The organism is Exiguobacterium sp. SH5S13 (assembly GCF_004337085.1).
Lineage (GTDB): Bacteria > Bacillota > Bacilli > Exiguobacteriales > Exiguobacteriaceae > Exiguobacterium > Exiguobacterium aurantiacum_A.
This window is the reverse complement of sequence record NZ_SJUS01000003.1, coordinates 1-19,757: the sequence shown is the minus strand read 5'-3', so window position 1 is coordinate 19,757 and position 19,757 is coordinate 1. Positions and strand designations below refer to the sequence as shown.

At 54.6% G+C, this 19,757-nt stretch carries 18 protein-coding genes, 2 rRNA genes and 1 riboswitch; all 20 genes read right to left on the bottom strand.

The annotated features are described in order from the left end of the window. Positions 1 to 2: 2 nt before the first annotated feature. A complete protein-coding gene (locus EVJ30_RS02775) occupies positions 3 to 236 on the bottom strand; it encodes a hypothetical protein (protein WP_016509263.1) in 234 nt (77 codons plus the stop codon). A gap of 12 nt (positions 237 to 248) precedes the next feature. After that, positions 249 to 1,631 (bottom strand): TrkH family potassium uptake protein, encoded by a 1,383-nt coding sequence (locus tag EVJ30_RS02770; protein WP_131456681.1) that lies wholly within the window; start codon positions 1,629 to 1,631, stop codon positions 249 to 251. Between the two features lie 35 nt (positions 1,632 to 1,666). After that, a complete protein-coding gene (locus EVJ30_RS02765; RefSeq protein ID WP_016509246.1) occupies positions 1,667 to 1,972 on the bottom strand; it encodes a YerC/YecD family TrpR-related protein in 306 nt (101 codons plus the stop codon). A gap of 67 nt (positions 1,973 to 2,039) precedes the next feature. Next, the gene (locus EVJ30_RS02760) at positions 2,040 to 3,782 is read right to left on the bottom strand and encodes an adenine deaminase C-terminal domain-containing protein (protein ID WP_131456679.1); all 1,743 of its coding nucleotides are present in this window, start codon (positions 3,780 to 3,782) and stop codon (positions 2,040 to 2,042) included. 175 nt (positions 3,783 to 3,957) lie between these two features. After that, positions 3,958 to 6,243, bottom strand: a complete 2,286-nt coding sequence (locus tag EVJ30_RS02755; RefSeq protein WP_236634112.1) for a bifunctional diguanylate cyclase/phosphodiesterase — start codon at positions 6,241 to 6,243, stop codon at positions 3,958 to 3,960. Between the two features lie 100 nt (positions 6,244 to 6,343). Beyond that, positions 6,344 to 7,597, bottom strand: a complete 1,254-nt coding sequence (gene purD, locus EVJ30_RS02750) for a phosphoribosylamine--glycine ligase (protein WP_131456676.1) — start codon at positions 7,595 to 7,597, stop codon at positions 6,344 to 6,346. A gap of 13 nt (positions 7,598 to 7,610) precedes the next feature. Beyond that, the gene (purH, locus tag EVJ30_RS02745) at positions 7,611 to 9,131 is read right to left on the bottom strand and encodes a bifunctional phosphoribosylaminoimidazolecarboxamide formyltransferase/IMP cyclohydrolase (RefSeq protein ID WP_131456674.1); all 1,521 of its coding nucleotides are present in this window, start codon (positions 9,129 to 9,131) and stop codon (positions 7,611 to 7,613) included. Next, the gene (gene purN, locus EVJ30_RS02740) at positions 9,128 to 9,706 is read right to left on the bottom strand and encodes a phosphoribosylglycinamide formyltransferase (protein ID WP_071399056.1); all 579 of its coding nucleotides are present in this window, start codon (positions 9,704 to 9,706) and stop codon (positions 9,128 to 9,130) included. The genes purH and purN overlap by 4 nt, the downstream gene beginning before the upstream one ends. After that, positions 9,703 to 10,737: a phosphoribosylformylglycinamidine cyclo-ligase gene (gene purM / locus EVJ30_RS02735; RefSeq protein ID WP_131456672.1), complete on the bottom strand. Its 1,035-nt coding sequence runs from the start codon at positions 10,735 to 10,737 to the stop codon at positions 9,703 to 9,705. The genes purN and purM overlap by 4 nt, the downstream gene beginning before the upstream one ends. A gap of 12 nt (positions 10,738 to 10,749) precedes the next feature. Further along, a complete protein-coding gene (purF, locus tag EVJ30_RS02730) occupies positions 10,750 to 12,159 on the bottom strand; it encodes an amidophosphoribosyltransferase (RefSeq protein ID WP_131456670.1) in 1,410 nt (469 codons plus the stop codon). Continuing rightward, complete coding sequence (gene purL / locus EVJ30_RS02725; protein WP_131456668.1) at positions 12,135 to 14,354, bottom strand: phosphoribosylformylglycinamidine synthase subunit PurL; 2,220 nt, start codon at positions 14,352 to 14,354, stop codon at positions 12,135 to 12,137. The genes purF and purL overlap by 25 nt, the downstream gene beginning before the upstream one ends. Then, the gene (purQ, locus tag EVJ30_RS02720) at positions 14,338 to 15,018 is read right to left on the bottom strand and encodes a phosphoribosylformylglycinamidine synthase subunit PurQ (RefSeq protein ID WP_070328802.1); all 681 of its coding nucleotides are present in this window, start codon (positions 15,016 to 15,018) and stop codon (positions 14,338 to 14,340) included. Before purQ ends, purL begins: the two co-directional genes overlap by 17 nt. Further along, a complete protein-coding gene (gene purS / locus EVJ30_RS02715; protein WP_021065194.1) occupies positions 15,015 to 15,257 on the bottom strand; it encodes a phosphoribosylformylglycinamidine synthase subunit PurS in 243 nt (80 codons plus the stop codon). Before purS ends, purQ begins: the two co-directional genes overlap by 4 nt. Further along, a complete protein-coding gene (purC, locus tag EVJ30_RS02710; RefSeq protein ID WP_131456666.1) occupies positions 15,254 to 15,958 on the bottom strand; it encodes a phosphoribosylaminoimidazolesuccinocarboxamide synthase in 705 nt (234 codons plus the stop codon). Before purC ends, purS begins: the two co-directional genes overlap by 4 nt. Before the next feature lie 48 nt (positions 15,959 to 16,006). Then, positions 16,007 to 17,299 (bottom strand): adenylosuccinate lyase, encoded by a 1,293-nt coding sequence (gene purB / locus EVJ30_RS02705; RefSeq protein ID WP_131441204.1) that lies wholly within the window; start codon positions 17,297 to 17,299, stop codon positions 16,007 to 16,009. Next, positions 17,296 to 18,390, bottom strand: a complete 1,095-nt coding sequence (gene purK / locus EVJ30_RS02700; RefSeq protein WP_131456664.1) for a 5-(carboxyamino)imidazole ribonucleotide synthase — start codon at positions 18,388 to 18,390, stop codon at positions 17,296 to 17,298. Before purK ends, purB begins: the two co-directional genes overlap by 4 nt. After that, a complete protein-coding gene (gene purE / locus EVJ30_RS02695) occupies positions 18,390 to 18,878 on the bottom strand; it encodes a 5-(carboxyamino)imidazole ribonucleotide mutase (RefSeq protein WP_131441206.1) in 489 nt (162 codons plus the stop codon). The genes purK and purE overlap by 1 nt, the downstream gene beginning before the upstream one ends. Before the next feature lie 69 nt (positions 18,879 to 18,947). Further along, positions 18,948 to 19,049, bottom strand: a riboswitch (purine riboswitch). A 141-nt stretch (positions 19,050 to 19,190) separates the two neighbouring features. Continuing rightward, positions 19,191 to 19,382, bottom strand: a complete 192-nt coding sequence (locus tag EVJ30_RS02690; RefSeq protein WP_034809046.1) for an NETI motif-containing protein — start codon at positions 19,380 to 19,382, stop codon at positions 19,191 to 19,193. An 85-nt stretch (positions 19,383 to 19,467) separates the two neighbouring features. Further along, a 5S ribosomal RNA gene (gene rrf / locus EVJ30_RS02685) occupies positions 19,468 to 19,583 on the bottom strand. Between the two features lie 51 nt (positions 19,584 to 19,634). Next, positions 19,635 to 19,757 (bottom strand): 23S ribosomal RNA (locus EVJ30_RS02680); the annotation flags it as partial.

Genomic DNA, 19,757 nt, shown 5'->3' with positions numbered 1-19,757 from the left:
AGTCATGTACGTGCGGTCCGGCTACGCTCGCGCTCCGTCAACCATTTGGCGACGAGGAGCGCGAACAAACCATAGACCGGGACGAACCAGAGCGGGTTGGCCAAGAAAAAGCCAAGCACGGGGATATCGAGTAGCGGTGAATCCGGCGAACAAAGCGCCGTCCCGTTCACGACGGCGATAAACGGCAACACTGGAACAGCGAACACGTAACCGAAATTGATCCAAAATGCCTTCATGTCACAATCTCCTTAACCTAAGATAATCGATTCTTTCGGATAGTTGTACATTCGCTTCGGTTGTCTCCGTTGCAAGAGCAAGATGAAGGCGATGACACCGATCCGACCGATGAACATGAGCATCGTGAGCACCCATTTGCCGACATTGCTAAACTCCGACGAGAGGCCGACCGAAAGCCCGGTCGTCCCGAACGCTGAACACGCCTCAAACAAAATGCGCGTGAGCGATGCGTCTTCAAAGAACGTGAGCACTAAGACCCCCGTCAACAAGACGGCGAGCGATACCGTGATGATCACGAACGCTTTCCAAATATCTTCGAGCACGATCTCACGTCCGAACACCTTGATCGACGAGTCCCCGCGAATGAACGCGATGACCCCGAGCACGGCGACGGCGAACGTCGTCGTCCGAATCCCCCCGCCGACAGAAGACGGCGAGGCCCCGATGAACATCAAGATGGATAAGAGCAGCATACTGCCTTCGGAGAACAAGTTGACGTCGACCGTCGACAGCCCTCCGTTTCGCGTCGTCACAGACTGGAACAACGAATCGGAAAGCGCGAGCCAAAGCGGCAACTCTTTGAAGGCGTTATTGTATTCGAACAAGAACAGACCGACCGTTCCAACGGCGATCAAAATGAAGAACGTCGATACCGTCAACTTCGTGAACAAAGAAAAACGACGCGGGAAGTTCCCACTCTTGCGACTGATCCGGTTCGTCAAATATGTCCGAATCTCGACGAGCACCGGGAAGCCGATTGCGCCGCCAGTCATGAGCACGATTTGCGTGAAGATGACGAACGGATCTTCACGGAACGGCGCGAGCGAACTGCCGGTAATATCGAATCCGGCGTTAGTCGTCGCACTGATCGAACCGAACAGGCCTTGCAGGAACGCCTCTCCGGCCGTGTCAAAGTAGTTCAAGTAATGGACACCGAGCAAGACAGCGCCGACCGCTTCAATCGCGATAACGGTGATGACAATTTCAGTGATGTATTTGATGATGCCAGACATCGACGTCTGGTTTTGATCGCGTAAAATCAACTGTCGCTCGCGGAAGCCGATTCGTTTCCCGAGCAAAATCCACATGATGACGTGGAGACTGATCAGTCCGACCCCACTCACTTGGACGATGAATAGAATGATAAACAATCCAAATGTCGAGAACGTATCGGTCACGACAATCGGGGTGAGTCCGGTGACACTGACGCAACTGACCGCGAAGAAGACGAGGTCGGTGAACGTAATCGTCACACCTGGTTGCCTCGCAATTGGTAGCGCCAACAAAACGATGGCTAGGACGACCGCGGCGCTATAAATCAACACGAGCGTCTGGATTGGTGTCAACTTCCGGAAAAACAGTTGTAAATTTCGTTTCATGAACTTATCTTGCATCTCGCCCCTCCTCTCCATCAAAAACAAGATGACTCTTACGAGTCACCTTCTGATTGTTGTAGACGTTCAAGGGCAAGATCATAGCCGCCTGACCCGTAATTCAAGCAACGCTTGACGCGGGAAATCGTGGCCGTCGAAGCACCTGTCGCTTCTTCAATTTTATGATACGTGCTACCTTCACGAATTTGGCGTGCCACTTCTAACCGTTGGGACAACGCCTGCACTTCGTTCACGGTCGCTAAATCTTCGAATAGTTGATAACAGTCTTCGAGTGTGTCAAGCTTCAAAATCGCTTCAAAAAGCTGATCGAGCTCTCGTCCTCGTAATTTATCGAGTTGCATCCGCAAGCATCCTCTCTCATCGTACTTCTTTATCATTCTAAAGCACGACCGGCTCGGACTCAACTGTTCATCGTAAAATTGCCGGAAATAGTATTTGTTTTTTCATAACTTCGTATATACCGAGCGGTGTCGCCCGGACGTAAGGCAAGTGGGTCGACGCCAGGAACAGCAACGTATAGATCGGGTCTTCGAAGTGATAGCCGCGGGCGATCAGCTCGGCACGCAACCGTTGTTCTTGGACAATCAATTGTTCGAGCGGCTCTGTCGAAGTCATCCCGCAAAGCGGTAACGGGATCTCAGCGATGATTTCCCCCCGGTCGACGAGGACGATCCCGCCGCCGAGCTCTTTCATCCGTTCGAACGCCATCAACATGTCTTGTTTACACTTCCCGAGGATCAAGTAGTCTCCGCTGATCGAATACGAGCTGACAAGACCGCCAAAATCGTTGGCGAACCCTTTAAGTACCGTATTGAGCCGCCATTTCCCTTCTTTATCTAACAGCATCAAGAACGATTCGTCGCAGTCGCGCGGCAGTTCGTCTTGGCCGGTGTCGTGTGTGATTTTAAACAGCTTCATGATGACCGAGTTGACCATATCGAGCCCGACCGGCATGCTGAACGATAAATCGTTTGGCGTCAAGTCGATCGCGACGTCGGTCGCCGGCATGAGCGCGAGCGCCGCCTCGATGAGTTCGTTCGGGAAGAACGAGGCCCCATCCCGATAGATCCATTGGCCTTTGGCGATGACGGCCGACGGACGCGGCTCATCGATCGCATCGAGGATGTTCAGGTGGGCGATCCGTCCCGGCGCAATCGAGCCGAGGACGTGATCGAGTCCGAAGTGCCGCGCCACGTTGAGCGACACGATCCGATACGCCTCGATGGCAGGCAGACCCGCCTCGATCATAATCTTCACGAGCGCGTCTTGAAGGCCGTCCTGATAAAACCCAGGGGTCGAACCATCCGTCGTTACCATCAAGTGGTCGAACGCTTCGAGACCTGCGTCCAATAACCCACGAATCATGCCCGGCAAATCGGGACGGATCGACGAATGGCGGAGTGTCGTCGTATAGCCATGTTCGAGTCGGCATAACGCCTCGTTCGCCGTCATCGCCTCATGGTCGCTGTGAACACCCATCAGCGCCATCTTCGTCAACGTCTTCGCGGACGCGCCAGGGAAATGTCCTTCGACCGGGAGACCGCACGTCTCCGCGTCGAGCATCCATTGGAGCATCTCATCGTCACCTTTTAACGTACGCGGCCAAGCCGTCAATTCTCCGGCCATGACGACGTCAGGATGATTGAACCAAGCGTGGACGCGCTCCGAGTCGACGAGGACGCTGTCGCGGTCGAGCTCGGTTTGCGTGTCGAGTCGAGCCCACCAATACGTGCTCGTCGGGAGCTGTTGAATCGCCTCGAGTTGCGCAAACGCTTGCTCCTTGTCTTGTAAAAAAAGAAGCATGTTATCGTTCACGAGCGTCGTCGTACCCCGCTCGCCTGCATACTTCGACAGCGTCGCCGGATTATAAAGTTGGAACGGATGCGCGTGCGGCTCGATGTAACCTGGTACGATATATTTCCCGGTCATGTCGACCGTCTCGACGGCCGAATCCGGCACGTCTGGTCCGACGTAAACGATGCGGTCGTTTTCAATCCATATGTTAGCCTGTTTCCACTGTTTCACGTACACGTTTAAGTATGTGGCGTTTGTCAATACGAGCGAAGGTGGTCGCAATTGATCCACGACTTCAAGTTGTGAGCGAATCATCGCTTTTGACCACGGTGCCCGCGCCGATCGTTTTAAAGGCATCGAACCCAGTCCTCCCTTAATCGCTTCAATAGTATCAAAAAATAATATTGTAAGCGTTTTCTTTCATTTGTTTCAAGTTTACCTTTTCTATGAAACACCTGCAAGCTATGTTGCCAATTGTAACGTAATTCACACGGAATTCACATAATAAAGACGCCTCTTCACAGAGGCGCCTTCACCAATCGTACATCGTTGCCGTGTTCTTCAAATAATGCTCCAGTTGCGCGAGCGGAACCGGCTTGCTGTAATGGTAGCCTTGAATCAATGAACCGCTATGCTCGAGCACGAACGCGAGCTGTTCCGGACGTTCGACCCCTTCGGTGACGATGTCGAGCCCGAGCGTATGGAACGTCTGGTACAGACCTTCGAGGAGGGCCCGGTCGAACGTGTTCTCAGGAATCCCTTTGACGAAGTTTTGATCGATCTTGATGATGTCGAGCTGCAGCGATTGTAAGAACGACAGCGACGATGTGCCGACACCGAAGTCGTCGAGTGAGATCTTGACGCCAATCGCTTTGAGCGAACGGATGAACTGTTGCAGCTCATACAAGTTGCCCCCGACCTCGCTCTCCGTAATTTCGACATGGAGCAGGAGCGGGTCAAACCCTGTGTCACGCAACACTTCCTCTAACTCCTGAAGGAACGAACCGTCCGCGATTTGACGCTTCGAGACGTTGATCGACAAGAACAAGTGATGGCGGGCTGCGTACTCTTTCATCTCCAATATGGACTGCCTGAGTACCCAGCGCCCGATGTCCGAGATGAGTCCCAGCTGCTCCGCAATCGGGATAAACAGCCCAGGTGAAATTTGTCCTTTATCCGGATGGTTCCAGCGAATGAGCGCCTCGACCCCGCGGACAGCGAACGGGCGCGGGGACACAATCGGCTGGTAGTATAGCTCGAACTCTTCATGTTCAAGCGCGTAGCGTAAGTCACGCTCCATCTCGAGCGTCTGGAGATAGTGACTTCCATCCTCGATGTCTTGGAACGATAGGATCCGATTTTTCCCGGACAGTTTGGCCTCATGGATGACGACGTCGAGACGTCCCATCATGACTTCGTACGTATGATGCGACTCGCGACAGGCGAATACATCGAGACCGATTGTCGCCGTCATTCCTTTGACACCGTTCACGTCGGACCAGTCTTTCAAATCTTTCGTCAGCCGTCGCGCGATCGGCTTCAATTCTTCGAATGTCCAATCTGGGTGCAAGAAAATGAACTCATCCGCACCGAGCCGGGCCGCAAATCCCGCTTCTTTATAGAAATTGAGACGCGACGCGATGTAAATCAAGACGGCATCACCGGTACGGTGACCGAACTGGTCGTTGATACGTCGGAAGTCGTCTAAGTCCAAACCGATCACACCGATCCGTTCATGGCTCCCCCTCACGGTCGAAAAATAGTCTTCGAGGGCGAGCCGGTTCGGCAGCAACGTCAACGCATCACGAAACGCGCGATCGAGCACTTCTGCCCGCGTATCTTCGAGTGCCGAGAGCACTTCGTTCATGCTCGTCGCCATCTGTTCGATCTCGTCTCGGCTATGTTGATCTCGACGCAGACGGAGCCGGCTATCCCGCTCGACCGTGATGTGTTTCAACTCATCGACGATTTCCATCACCCGCCGAATCACGACGTGATGTATCGTCCATAGAAGCGACAAGAACAGACCTAACGCTAAAGCAAGCAACGACAACATCCCGAGCCTCAGCATCGAGATCGTGTTCTGGTAATGGGTCGGTTCGACAATAAAGCCGACTTCAAAGTCTGCCGTTTGAAAGACGGTGTCAAGTGGCACGACGACCTCGGTCCCCTCGTTTTTGAACGTCATCTTCGTCTCACTATGTTCGACAGGCTGAATCGTCAGCGGGATTTTCGTCTGGGTGCTTAAGTCTGCCAAAAAATCCACGTCAACAAATTCAAGCATGACGAGCGTTCCTTGAGCCGGTCCGCTCCTGTCACTCCGTAAGATCGGGTGACTGGCGTATAGGATCGGTCCATAGTCGCTGTCATATACACCGTTTTGTGTTTCTAGTCCCAGGCTCAACCGATTCGTAATCTCCGCGATGATTGTTTGCCGATCCGTTTTAGACAACGGAGCGTCTTCTTGACGGAATGTCGAATAGTGGACCTCGCCTTCACGGTTCAAGTACACAATCGCTTGCACACTCAAGTTTTCGAGCGACTCCTCATCTATGTTGCTTGCTATGTAAGAATCGTTCTGATTTTGAATGAACGTATACGTGTCGTTCCACACCGCCCAGTCGACGAGTGTCCGTTCAAGCGTACTCTTCCGATTCGCGAGCGTCTCGGTCACACTCGCAATTTGACTCTCGACCGTTTGACGGTCTTGCTCCATGCTTTTCTCGATAAAGTAGGGACGGATCACAAAAAAGATGACACCGACAAACACGAGTATATTCACGGCAACCGCAATCATCAGCTTCGTCCGAATGCGCACGTCGACCACCTTCTTCCTTCAATCTACTTCACCATTGTAGAGCAAGGAAGTCGGTATTCCCTTTTTTTCGCATGAAAAAAAAGATGGGTTGACCCATCCTTTAAAAAATCCGCGCCAGCGCCCGTCCGCCGATATCTCGACGATGGAACGTTTGCGGTAATGTTAACTTTTCGAGCGCGTCGTAAACGGCTGTCTTCGCTTCAAGCAAGGTCGGTTTCGTCGACGTGATGACGAACAGTCGCCCACCGTTCCCGACGATGTGACTTCCTTCGCGCGTCGTCCCAGCATGAAACACGAGCACATCTTTCGGTAAGCGCTCAAAACCTGAGAGCACTTGCCCCGTCGTTGCTTGTTCCGGATAACCGGCGGCCGCGACGACGACACCAATCGTATACCCGTCAAGCCATTCAATCGCATACGGTCGTTTAGCGATGACCGCCTCGATGACGTCAAGGAGCGGCGATGCCAAGTTCGGGAGGATGACTTCGGTTTCCGGGTCACCGAACCGGGCGTTGAACTCGATCACTTTCGGTCCGTCTTCCGTCAGAATCAGACCCGCATATAAGAATCCTTCGAACGGCGTCCCCCGCTCCACCATCGCCCGCGCGAGCGGGACGAGCACACGCTCCACCGACTCCATATAAACGGCTTCTTCTAAATGCGGCATCGGGCTATACGCCCCCATCCCGCCCGTGTTCGGTCCTTTGTCCCCGTCGAAAGCGCGCTTATGGTCTTGCGACGTGATCATCGGGATGACGTGTTCACCGGAGACGAACGCCATGAGTGAAAACTCTTCCCCGTCCAAAAATTCTTCGATGACGACGCGTGACTGGTCACCGAACTTGTCGGTCGTGAAGATGTCATGAATCGCCGCACGTGCCTCATCGAGCGAGAAGGCGACCGTGACCCCTTTACCGGCTGCGAGACCGTCCGCTTTGACGACGAGCGGTGCCCCGATTGACTCAATATAAGCGAGCGCCGCTTCCGCTTCCATGAACGTCTCATAAGCTGCCGTCGGGATGTTCGCTTCACGCATGATTTCTTTGGCGAACGCTTTGCTGCCTTCTAGCAACGCCGCTGCTTTCGTCGGTCCAAAGATGCGTCGTCCGCTCGCGTTGAACGCATCAACGACACCCGCCATGAGCGCTGACTCAGGACCGACGATCGTCCAATCGATGTCTTCGGTCTCTGCGAAGCGGACGAGTGCGGTGACGTCCGTCTCTTCAATCGGCACACACGTCACACCGTCCATGTTCAAGTTACCCGGGGCGACGAATACGTCATGCCCGTCTTGTCTCAACTTCCATGCGAGCGCGTGTTCACGGCCGCCGCGGCCAATGACGAGTACGTTCATCCTCTTGCTCCTCTCAATGTTTGAAATGTCGGACTGAAGTGAACACCATCGTAATGCCGTGACGGTTCGCCGCTTCAATCGACTCGTCGTCCCGAATCGAACCACCTGGCTGGATGATGGCCGTAATGCCGGCTGCAGCTGCAGCTTCGACCGTATCGCCCATCGGGAAGAACGCGTCGCTACCAAGCGCGGCACCGACTGCACGATCCCCTGCCTGTTCGAAAGCGATTTTCGCCGCACCGACCCGGTTCATCTGTCCGGCACCGATGCCGATCGTCGTCTCGTCTTTCGCCACGACGATTGCGTTTGATTTCACGTGTTTGACGACACGCCACGCGAGCTTCAAGTCTTCCCATTCGGCCGCCGTCGGACGACGGTCGGTCACGATTTGGCACGAAGCATCGTCGAGCGTCATATCGTCGCCGTCTTGGACGAGGAGACCGCCCGCGACTGCCGTCAGACGCATGCCTGTCATCTGCCCCATCTCAAGCGTCAATAGACGTAAATTCTTTTTCTCTTTCAATCGGTCAAGTGCTGCCTCGCTAAAGGATGGGGCAATGACGATCTCTAAGAAGATGTTGCGGAGCGCTTCTGCCGTCTCGAGGTCGACTTCACGATTGAGGGCGACGATGCCGCCGAAAATCGAGACCGGGTCGGCCGCATGGGCGCGAGCGAACGCTTGGCTGATCGTCCGACCGACAGCGACGCCGCATGGATTCATATGTTTGACGACGACCGCTGCCGGTTCCGTCAACTCGCTGAGCGCCTCGAGCGCCGCGTTCGTATCTTGGATGTTGTTATACGAGAGTTCTTTGCCGTGCAGTTGCACCGCATCGGCGAGCGTCATGCCGTCATAGAGCGGTGTCTTATAGAACGCCGCCTGTTGGTGCGGGTTCTCCCCGTAACGAAGGTCTTGGACTTTTTCGTACGTGACCGTCAGCTGTTCTGGGAACGTTTCGCCGATTTGCTGACCTAAATAGTCGGCAATCAAGGCGTCGTACGCTGCCGTATGACGGAACGCCCTCAAAGCGAGTCGTTGCCGCGTCTCAAACGACGTACCGCCATTCTGAATCTCTGCGGCAACGTTGCCGTAGTCGGCCGGGTCGACGACGACCGTCACGCTCGCATGGTTTTTCGCGGCTGAACGGAGCATGCTCGGGCCGCCGATATCGATGTTTTCAATCGCCTCTTCATACGTCGCGTTCTCTTTCGCGATTGTCTCTTTGAACGGATACAAGTTGACGACGACGTAGTCGATCGGCTCAATGTGGTGATGTTTCATCTGTTCGACGTGTGAGTCTAAATCACGGCGTCCGAGCAGACCGCCATGGACGAGCGGATGGAGCGTCTTGACACGTCCGTCGAGCATCTCGGGGAACGATGTCACTTCCGAAATATTTTTCACGGGCAGTCCGGCCGCGACGAGTGCCGCTTCCGTCCCGCCTGTCGAGATGAGTTCGATGCCCGCTTCGTGCAAGACGCGCGCAAGTTCGACGATACCTGTTTTATCTGACACACTCAGTAATGCTCTCACTTGAAAACCTCCTGTTGGTTCAACACTTGTTGTAATACGCGTGGATAGAGTTGGTGTTCGATCGCTTGAATCCGGTGGGCCGCCTCGATGCGGTCACATCCCGCGATGTCGACTTCTTCTTGCGCGATGATTGGACCCGTGTCCATCCCGGCGTCGACGTAATGGACGGTGACACCGCTCGTCGACACGTTCGCGGCAAGCGCTTGACCGATTGCGTCTTTTCCTGGGAAGGCCGGCAAGAGCGACGGATGGATGTTGATGATCCGACCCGGATACGCCGCGAGCAGCACATCCCCGATTAAACGCATATAACCCGCCAAGACGATATAGTCGACGTGTAGCGCTTCTAACAGAACGAGCAGCTCCCACTCAAACTCTGACTTTGACGCATACGCCTTCGGCTCGAATGAGAACGTCTGGATATGATGACGGTCTGCCCGCTCGAGCACTTTCGCCTCAGGCTTATCCGTGACGAGGAGCATACACTGTCCACTCAGCTCGCCGCGCTCAATCGCTTCCCAAATCGCTTCGGCGTTGCTCCCAGATCCAGAGGCGAAGATAGCGAACCGCTTCACTGGTCGACCCCCATAATCCGGACGCCTGGTTTCGCTTCGACTTTGCCGATCCGATGCAACGTTTCGCCGACCCGTTCGAGCGCGGCTTGTACCGTGTCGACGTCTTCGGGACGTACCGTGATCATGAAGCCGATTCCCATATTGAACACGTTGAACATCTCTTGCTTCGACACGTGGCCGACTTGTTCGAGCCAGTCGAATACCGGCAGGCTCGGCCAGCTTGATGCGTCAAACGTGACACCAAGACCTTCAGGCAGCATGCGCGGCACGTTCTCATAGAAACCGCCGCCAGTGATGTGGGCCATCCCTTGGACGAGTCCGGTCGAAATGGCCGCTTTCGCCGCTTCCGAATAGATGCGGGTCGGTAGCAATAATGCGTTCCCGAGCGTCGTATCGAGCATCGCGATTTCATCCGTGTACTCGAGCCCTTGCGCCTCGACGATGTGACGGACGAGTGAGAAACCGTTCGAATGGACACCTGACGAAGCTAACCCTAGAACGATGTCCCCCGCTTCGATCGTCCGTCCATCGATGAGTAGCTCTTTCTCGACGACACCGACGGCAAATCCGGCGATATCGTACTCCCCGTCCGGATACATGCCCGGCATCTCGGCCGTCTCGCCGCCGACGAGGGCACACCCTGCTTGGACGCAGCCTTCGGCCACACCCGCGACAATGCGTTCGAGCTTCGCCGGTTCCGCTTTTCCGGTCGCGATATAGTCTAAGAAGTAGAGCGGTTCGGCTCCGTGGACGAGACAGTCGTTGACACACATCGCCACGCAATCGATTCCAATCGTATCATGTTGGTCGAGCGCGAACGCGAGTTTTAGCTTCGTGCCGACCCCGTCCGTCCCGCTCACGAGGATCGGATGTTTCAATTGCATCGAGCCGAGATCGATCATCGCCCCGAAACTGCCAAGTCCGGTCATCACTTCTGGACGCATCGTCCGTGCGACGTGACGCTTCATGCGTGACACCGCTTCATAACCTGCCTCTAAATTCACACCCGCTTGTTCATATCTTAAACTCATCGTCAGTCCCCCTCAAGCTTTTGTCTCTGTCACAAGTTCCGCCAGTTCAGTTGGATAAAGTCCGGTGAAGCAAGCGGCACACTGCCCGCGCAAGTTTCCTTCGAACGGTCGGCCGATTGCTTCGACCGTACCGTCTAATGTGAGGAACGCTAATGAGTCGGCCCCGATCTCTTGTTTAATCTCTTCGATCGATTTGGTGGCCGCGATCAACTCGTCCTTTGATGATGTATCGATACCGTAATAGCACGGATGTTTGATCGGTGGTGACGTGATGCGCACATGTACTTCGGTTGCCCCGGCTTCCCGCAGCAACTTGACGATGCGACGGCTCGTCGTACCACGGACGATCGAATCATCGACCATGATGACACGCTTGCCGTTGACGACCCCACGTAGCGCCGACAGCTTCATCTTGACGCCACGCTCACGCAATTCTTGTGACGGCTGGATGAACGTCCGCCCGACGTAACGGTTTTTGATGAGACCCATCTCGTACGGGATCCCGCTCGCCTCGGCGTACCCGATGGCTGCCGAGATGCTCGAGTCCGGGACACCGGTCACGACATCCGCCTCGACCGGTGCCTCGTTGAACATCTTTTTCCCCATCGCCTTACGGGCCGTATGGACGTTGATGCCGTCGATGATCGAGTCTGGCCGCGAGAAGTAGATGTATTCCATTGAACACATCGCCCGGACCGCTGCTTCACTGTAACGTTCTGAGACGATTCCGTCTTTCGTGATCATCAACAGTTCGCCCGGTTCGACGTCACGTACGTACGTCGCCCCCACGACGTCGAACGCGCACGTCTCTGAAGCGAACACGAACGCCCCGTCTTCAGTCTTTCCGAGCGAGAGGGGACGCAAACCATGGACGTCGACGCCGACGTAAATCGCGTCTTCCGTCAAGAAAAGAAACGCGAACGCGCCGACGAGACGCGCCAAGCTGTCCGAGATCCGCTCTTTCAATGAGTTGCCGCGGCTCCGTTTGATTAAGTGGGCGACGACTTCCGTGTCAGACGTCGTCTGAAAGATTGCCCCTTCCGCCTCGAGCATATGCTTCAACTCGTTGGCGTTGACGAGGTTGCCGTTATGCGCCATCGCAAGGTCCCCGGTGAGCGATTTGAAATGGAGCGGTTGGACGTTCTCAAGCGTGTTGCCGCCCGCGGTCGAATAACGGACGTGACCGATGGCGTGATGTCCGGTCAGGGCATCGAGTGACGGCTCGTCGAACACTTCGGCGACGAGACCGAGCCCGCGTTTCGCATGCAGGCGTTCACCGTCGGCCGTGACGATACCCGTCCCTTCCTGACCTCGGTGTTGCAGGCTGTGCAGTCCGTAGTAGGCGAGGTGTGACGCTTCGTGGTGATTGAACACCCCGAACACCCCACACTCCTCGTTCATGCCTCGGATGTCATATAACATGGAATAGCTCCTTCCCATACACGTTCAAGTTCAGTGACGTCCATTTCAATTAACCGATCGCTCGAGCGGACCGTCAGTTGCGTCGCTTCGGTCACTTGACCGATTCGTGTCGCCTTCGTCAGTTTGGCGAACGTGTCCGCGTAAATTGGCGCGACCGTGACGAGGAAGCGCGACTGTGACTCGCTGAACAGTGTCGTCACGAGATCCGTGTCGACGCTGACGTCTGCACCGAGCCCCGTGCCGAACACGAGCTCAGGAAGTGCCGCCGCTAAGCCACCTTCTGACACGTCGTGAGCTGCCGTGACAAGTCCTTGACGGATTGCCGTGAGCAGCGCTTGCTGGTGACGGCTCTCGATCTCGAGGTCGAGCGTCGGTGCTTGTCCGCTCACTTTTCCGTCTTGCAACATTTGTAGCGCACTGCCGCCAAATTCAGGCTTCGTATCGCCGAGAAGGAAGATGACATCTCCAGCTGTCTTGGCGTGTGACGTCGTGATATGTTCCGGCTTCGTGATTAAACCGACCATGCCGACGACCGGTGTCGGGTAGATCGCCGTCCCGTTCGACTCGTTATAAAGCGAGACGTTCCCGCCGATGACCGGTGTGTCGAGTGCCAAACACGCCTCGGCCATACCTTCGACGGCTTGGTCGAGCTGCCAGAACCCTTCCGGTTTGTCCGGACTCCCAAAGTTCAGGCAATCGGTGAGTGCGAGTGGCTCGGCACCGCTCGCGATGATGTTGCGCGCCGCTTCAGCGACCGCGATGGCACCGCCGACGCGCGGGTCGAGGTAGACATACTTCGCGTTACAGTCGGTCGTCATCGCGAGCGACTTGTCCGTGTCACGGATTCGGATGACGGCCGCGTCGCTACCTGGTGCGACGACGGTCGACGTTTGGACCATATGGTCATATTGCTCGTACACCCAGCGTTTCGAAGCAATCGTCGGCATCGCGAGGACGTCTTTCCACGTCGCGAGCACGTCTGTGACGACCGGTTGAACCGGTGTCATCGCTTGGAACGCCTCGTAGTATGCTGGAACTTTTGACGGTTTATGATAAACTGGCGCATCTTCCGCGAGCGCGTCGACCGGCACTTCAGCGGCTACTTCGCCGTGATGGACGAGACGGAGCACTTTCTGTTCGATGACTTCGCCGATCTTGATCGCATGAAGTCCCCACTTCGTGACGATCGCTTCGATCTCGTCTTCGTGTCCTGCCTTGACGACGAGGAGCATCCGTTCTTGTGACTCGGACAACATCATCTCGTAAGGCGTCATATCTGCCTCACGTTGTGGGACGAGGTCGAGGTTCATCTCGATACCCATGCCCGCTTTCGATGCCATCTCGGCCGAAGACGACGTGAGACCGGCCGCACCCATGTCTTGAATGCCGACGAGGGCCGGATGTTTGATGACTTCAAGACACGCCTCGATCAACAACTTCTCCATGAACGGGTCGCCGACTTGGACGGCCGGGCGTTTCTCATCGGCGTCTTCGCCGAGCTCTTCAGAGGCGAACGTGGCGCCGTGAATGCCGTCGCGTCCCGTTGTCGCCCCGACGTACATGACCGAGTTGCCGACCCCCTCGGCGATCCCTTTTTGAATGTCTTCGTGGCGGATGAGGCCGACACACATCGCGTTGACGAGCGGGTTGCCGGCGTAGGCCGGGTCGAACGCGACTTCTCCGCCGACCGTCGGGATGCCGACACAGTTGCCGTAGCCGGCGATGCCGGAGACGACATGGCCGAAGAGATGTTTCACACGTGATTCGTTCAAATCTCCGAAGCGGAGCGAGTTGAGGAGTGCGACCGGACGTGCGCCCATCGAGAAGATGTCGCGGATGATCCCGCCGACACCTGTCGCCGCACCTTGATACGGCTCGATGGCCGACGGGTGGTTATGGCTCTCGATTTTGAAGGCGACCGCCTGACCATCGCCGATATCGACGATTCCAGCCCCTTCACCGGGTCCTTGAAGGACGTGTTTTCCGGTCGTCGGGAATTTACGGAGCACTGGCTTCGAGTTTTTGTACGAACAGTGTTCAGACCACATGACCGAGAATAAACCGATCTCGGTGTAGTTCGGGTCACGGCCTAAGAGCGAGACGACGAGTGCGTATTCGTCGTCAGTGAGCCCCATTGTGGCATACAGTCTTTGTTCACGGATGTGCGTCGCTGTCGGTTCAGTTGTAAGTAACATGTCGTGTCCCCCATTTTACAATCGAAGTGAATAACCGTTTGCCGTCTTCTCCGCCGAGCATCGCCTCGACCGCTCGTTCCGGGTGCGGCATCATGCCGAGCACGTTTCCTTGTGCGTTCGTGATGCCCGCGATGTTCGCGACCGATCCGTTCGGGTTGTCTGTGTAGGTGAAAGCGATCTGGCCGTTCGTTCGCAGTGTCTCGAGTGTTGCTTCGTCACAGTAGTAGTTGCCTTCTCCATGTGCGATCGGGACGCGAATCGTCTCGCCCACCGCATAGTCGCTCGTAAACATCGTCTCGTTCGTCTCGACTTTCAGTTCGACCGTCTTGCACATGAACTTCAAATCACGGTTGCGCATCAATACGCCGGGTAGGAGTCCTGCCTCGACGAGCACTTGGAACCCGTTGCAGACGCCGAGTACCGGACGTCCCTCTTCAGCGAATCGCTTCACCTCACTCATAATCGGTGAGAACTGGGCGATCGCGCCGCAACGCAAGTAGTCCCCGTATGAGAAGCCACCTGGTAACAGCACACCATCAAAACCGACAAGTGACGTCTCCGTGTGGAATACATATTCCGCTTCTTCCCCGAGCACGTCTTTGACCGCATGATACATGTCGAGGTCACAGTTTGATCCCGGGAAGACGATGACTGCGAACCTCATGCGAGTACCCCCATCTCGATCCGATAGTTCTCGATGACCGTGTTGACGAGCAATTTCTCGCACATGTCACGGACCATCGCCTCGGTCGTCTCGTCTGCGACTTGAAGTTCGATGACTTTACCGATTCGTACCGATTCGACGCCTGTGAAGCCGAGATGCTCGAGTCCGCCTTTGACGGCGACGCCTTGTGGGTCAAGTACACTTTCACGTAATGTCACGTACACGTTCACTTTTTTCATTGGTCAGTTCCCCCTATGCGTGTTAACAATTGGCCGTACGTCTCTGTCAGTGATCCGAGGTCTCTGCGGAACACGTCTTTGTCGAGCTTTTGTTTCGTCTCTTTATCCCACAGGCGACACGTGTCGGGCGAAATCTCATCGGCGAGAATGATCGTGTCATCGAGTTTACCGAACTCAAGTTTAAAGTCGATCAAATCGATACCGTGTCCATCGAAGAAGTCGAGCAAGACATCGTTCACCCATAACCCGAGTTGTCGCAATGTTTCGACTTCTTTGTGTGTGGTGACTTGCAGTAAACGGATATGGTCCTCAGTTAAAAGCGGATCTCCGAGTGCGTCATCTTTATAGTAGAACTCGACGATCGGCGACAACAGTGGCGTTCCTTCTTCCCAGCCGAGCCGTTTAGCGAGACTCCCTGCGGCGACGTTGCGTACGACGACTTCGAGCGGAATGATGTCGACGCGGCGTACGAGCTGCTCGCGGTCTGACAGTTTCTTGATGAAGTGGGTCGGAATCTTGTTGTCGTGCATGAGCTCGAACAAACGCGTCGTGATGGCGTTGTTCAACACGCCTTTCCCTGCAATCGATTGTTTTTTCTCTCCGTTGAATGCCGTCGCGTCATCTTTATAGTAGACACGGAGCACACCTTGTTCTTCTGTCTCGTATAACGCTTTCGCCTTACCTTCGTAGATTGCTTCCATCTGTATCGTCCCCCTTTAAAGTGAGAGGGGCATAGCGCCCCTCAACGATCACAAACCACAGCGTTCAAAGATTGTATCGACACGACGTACGTGATGGCTCGGGTCGAACAAATCATCGAGTTCGTCACTCGTAAAGAGTGCGCCCATCTCGGCATCTTGCTCGATCAACGTCCGGAACATCGTCTCTTCTTCCCACGCTTGCATCGCTTTCGGTTGGACCGCGTCATAGGCGGCTTCACGTGACCAGCCTTTCTCGATCAAGGCGAGCAGGATGCGTTGTGAGAAGATGATGCCGAACGTCCGGTCCATGTTGCGGCGCATGTTGTCCGGGAACACCGTCAAGTTCTTCACGATGTTGCCGAAGCGGTTGAGCATGTAGTTCAGAAGGCCGGTCGCGTCCGGGAGGATGATCCGTTCCGCTGACGAGTGCGAGATATCGCGTTCGTGCCAAAGCGGGACGTTCTCATATGCCGTCACCATATGACCGCGAATCACGCGGGCGAGTCCCGTCATGTTCTCCGAACCGATCGGGTTACGTTTATGCGGCATCGCCGACGAACCTTTTTGGCCTTTGGCGAAAAACTCTTCGACCTCACGTGTCTCTGTTTTTTGAAGGCCGCGGATCTCGGTCGCCATTTTCTCGATGGATGTGGCGATCAAAGCAAGCGTCGACATGTACTCGGCGTGGCGGTCACGCTGTAACGTCTGTGTCGAGATCGGGGCTGCTTGAATCCCTAACTTGTCACACACATACGACTCGATGAACGGGTCGATGTTTGCGAACGTCCCGACGGCGCCGCTCATTTTTCCAAACTCGATCGTCTCGCGTGCGGCCATGAACCGTTTCTTGTTTCGCTTCATCTCTTCGTACCAGAGTGCGAGTTTCAAACCGAACGTCGTCGGTTCTGCGTGGACTCCGTGTGTACGACCCATCATGATGTCATATTTGTGGGCTTTCGCTTTCTCGGCGAGGATGTCGATGAAGCGATCGATATCGGCTTCAAGGATGTCATTCGCTTGTTTGATCAAGTACGATAGCGCCGTATCGACGACATCGGTCGACGTGAGACCGTAATGGACCCATTTCTTCTCGTCTCCGAGCGTCTCTGAGACGGCCCGTGTGAAGGCGATGACGTCATGGCGCGTCTCCTGCTCGATCTCAAGGATACGCTCGACATCGAATGATGCCTTGTCCCATAATACGTTGACGTCCTCTTTCGGGATGACGCCTAGTTCGCTCCACGCCTCGCAAGCGTAAAGCTCTACTTTGAGCCATGCATCAAACTTGTTCTCATCTGTCCAAATCGCCGCCATCTCGGGACGGGTGTAACGTGAAATCATAAAACGGTCTCCTTCCAAATTGCCAGTTGTTCGATGGTGTGAAGCGCGTCCTCGACGGTACTGCCGAGCACGTTCAAGTGCCCCATTTTCCGTCCGGGTTTCGCTTCTTCTTTTCCATACAGATGTAGTTTAACATTCGATGGTAACGTTTGTGGGTTCACTTTATCCATATGTTCGCCGAGCAGATTGACCATGACGACCGGTGTGTACTGAGTCGTCCGTCCGAGTGACATGCCCGTAATCGCGCGGATGTGTTGTTCGAACTGTGACGTCTCGCATGCATCAAGCGTATAGTGTCCTGAATTGTGAGGACGTGGCGCGAGCTCATTCACGTATAGCTCGCCGTCTTCCATCACGAACAGTTCGACGGCGAGCGTACCGATCAATCCAACATGGTCAGCGAGCTGAAGTGCTAAATGGCGCGCATCTTCTAGAATGTCCATGTCAAGCCGGGCCGGAACGATCGATAAATGTAATATATTATTTTGATGGATGTTTTCACTGATTGGGAATGTTGTCGTCTCATGTGCGCCTCTCGTCACGATGACCGAGATTTCTTTTCGGAATGGCAACCACGCCTCGGCGACATATTCATCTTCATTGAACTGTTCTATGAACGCGCGTACGTCTTGTGATGTCTGGAGCACGGTTTGCCCTTTCCCGTCATAACCGAAGCGGCATGTTTTGATGACCAATGGGAGTCCTAGCAAATCTTCGGCCCGGTAAACGTCCCGTACCGATCGGACCGGCACGTAAGGTGCGACATGCAATCCGGCCGCCTCGATCATCTGTTTTTCGAACAGACGATGCTGCGTCGCTGTTAACACGTCCATCCCTTGCGGACATTTATCGGCAATCGCCTCAATCATCGCTGAGTCGATATTTTCAAATTCGTACGTGACGATGTCCGAACGGCCTGCTAGTTCTTTTGCCGCTGAGATGTCGTCGAACCCGGCGACGATACTCGGTGCGACTTGGGCTGCCGGAGCCGTCGGGTTCGGGTCGAGACTGAGCGTCTCGTAACCCATTGCGCTCGCACTGAGTGACATCATCCGCCCTAACTGTCCTCCGCCTAATATCCCGATTCTCATTAGACGAGTTCCTCCGTTCCGCGCAGCGCCATGTCTCGTTTTTGTTGACGATACGTTTCTAGACGATCGATGACTTCAGGGAATTGAAGACTGAGAATTTGAGCGGCAAACAGTCCGGCGTTTGTCGCTCCGGCTTTTCCGATGGCGACCGTTGCGACAGGAACACCTGCTGGCATCTGAACGATTGACAGTAACGAATCAAGTCCGTTCAGTGCTTTCGATTGAATCGGGACTCCGATGACCGGAAGCGTCGTCTTCGCTGCTACCATACCCGGAAGGTGGGCTGCCCCGCCTGCACCGGCGATGATGACGTGTATCCCTCGTTCCCGAGCCGCTTCGGCGTATTGGAACATCAAGTCCGGCGTTCGATGCGCGGAGACGACTTGCTTTTCGTATGGAATGTCTAACTCTTCTAGCGCGTCGCACGCATGCTTCATCGTCTCCCAGTCAGAAGAACTTCCCATGATCACACCTACTGTTGCCTTCACATCAACGTCCCCCTTAAATAAAGAAATCCCTAAACTGATTAAACAGTTTAGGGTATAGGCCATGACAAAAAAATGTCGGCTATACCCCATAGTCTGATCAGAATCGGTGATCAGGTAGAAACTTGCAAGCCATTTCCTTGCGATTATATGGAGCAATATTTGATTTTCTTAACTCACAAGCCTATCGTACCTCGTTCTTTGAAAATATGTCAACAAACAGCGAACAATTTAATTGTCTGAATATTTATCGTTCGTCTTTACGGTGTTTTTACAAAAACAAAAAAACCGCCACGCATTCGTAACGGTTTGGCATTATGGTTTGAGAGCGACGCACTCAAATAAGATTGATTGATGAGAATGAACAGGTTCGTCTTTGGTTCCCGTTTTTTCAAAGACAGGCTTTTCAATCCTTCGTACCGGGCGATACCCCATTTGAGCGATTCGGTCTAAACACTCACCGACTGTCTCGTTTGGCTCGACGTATACTTTGATTTTCTTGGCCATCTGTTATTCCTCTCCTTCATTTGAGTCACGATACAAAATACAAAAAAGCGGCGGCCCTTGAGCGAATGCTCCAGAACCACCGTTTGCCTGGCGACGTCCTATCCTCACAGGGGGAGACCCCCAACTACTTTCGGCGCTGAAGCGCTTAACTTCCGTGTTCGGCATGGGAACGGGTGTGGCCGCTTCGCTATCGCCACCAGACAAGGGAATTGTTCCCTGAAAACTGAAGACTCATCAAGTTCAAACCGTTTCTAGATCAAAGCCTCGACCGATTAGTATCATTCAGCTCCACACGTCGCCGTGCTTCCACCCATGACCTATCTACCTCATCGTCTCTGAGGGGTCTTTCTTGATTGCTCAAAGGGAAATCTCATC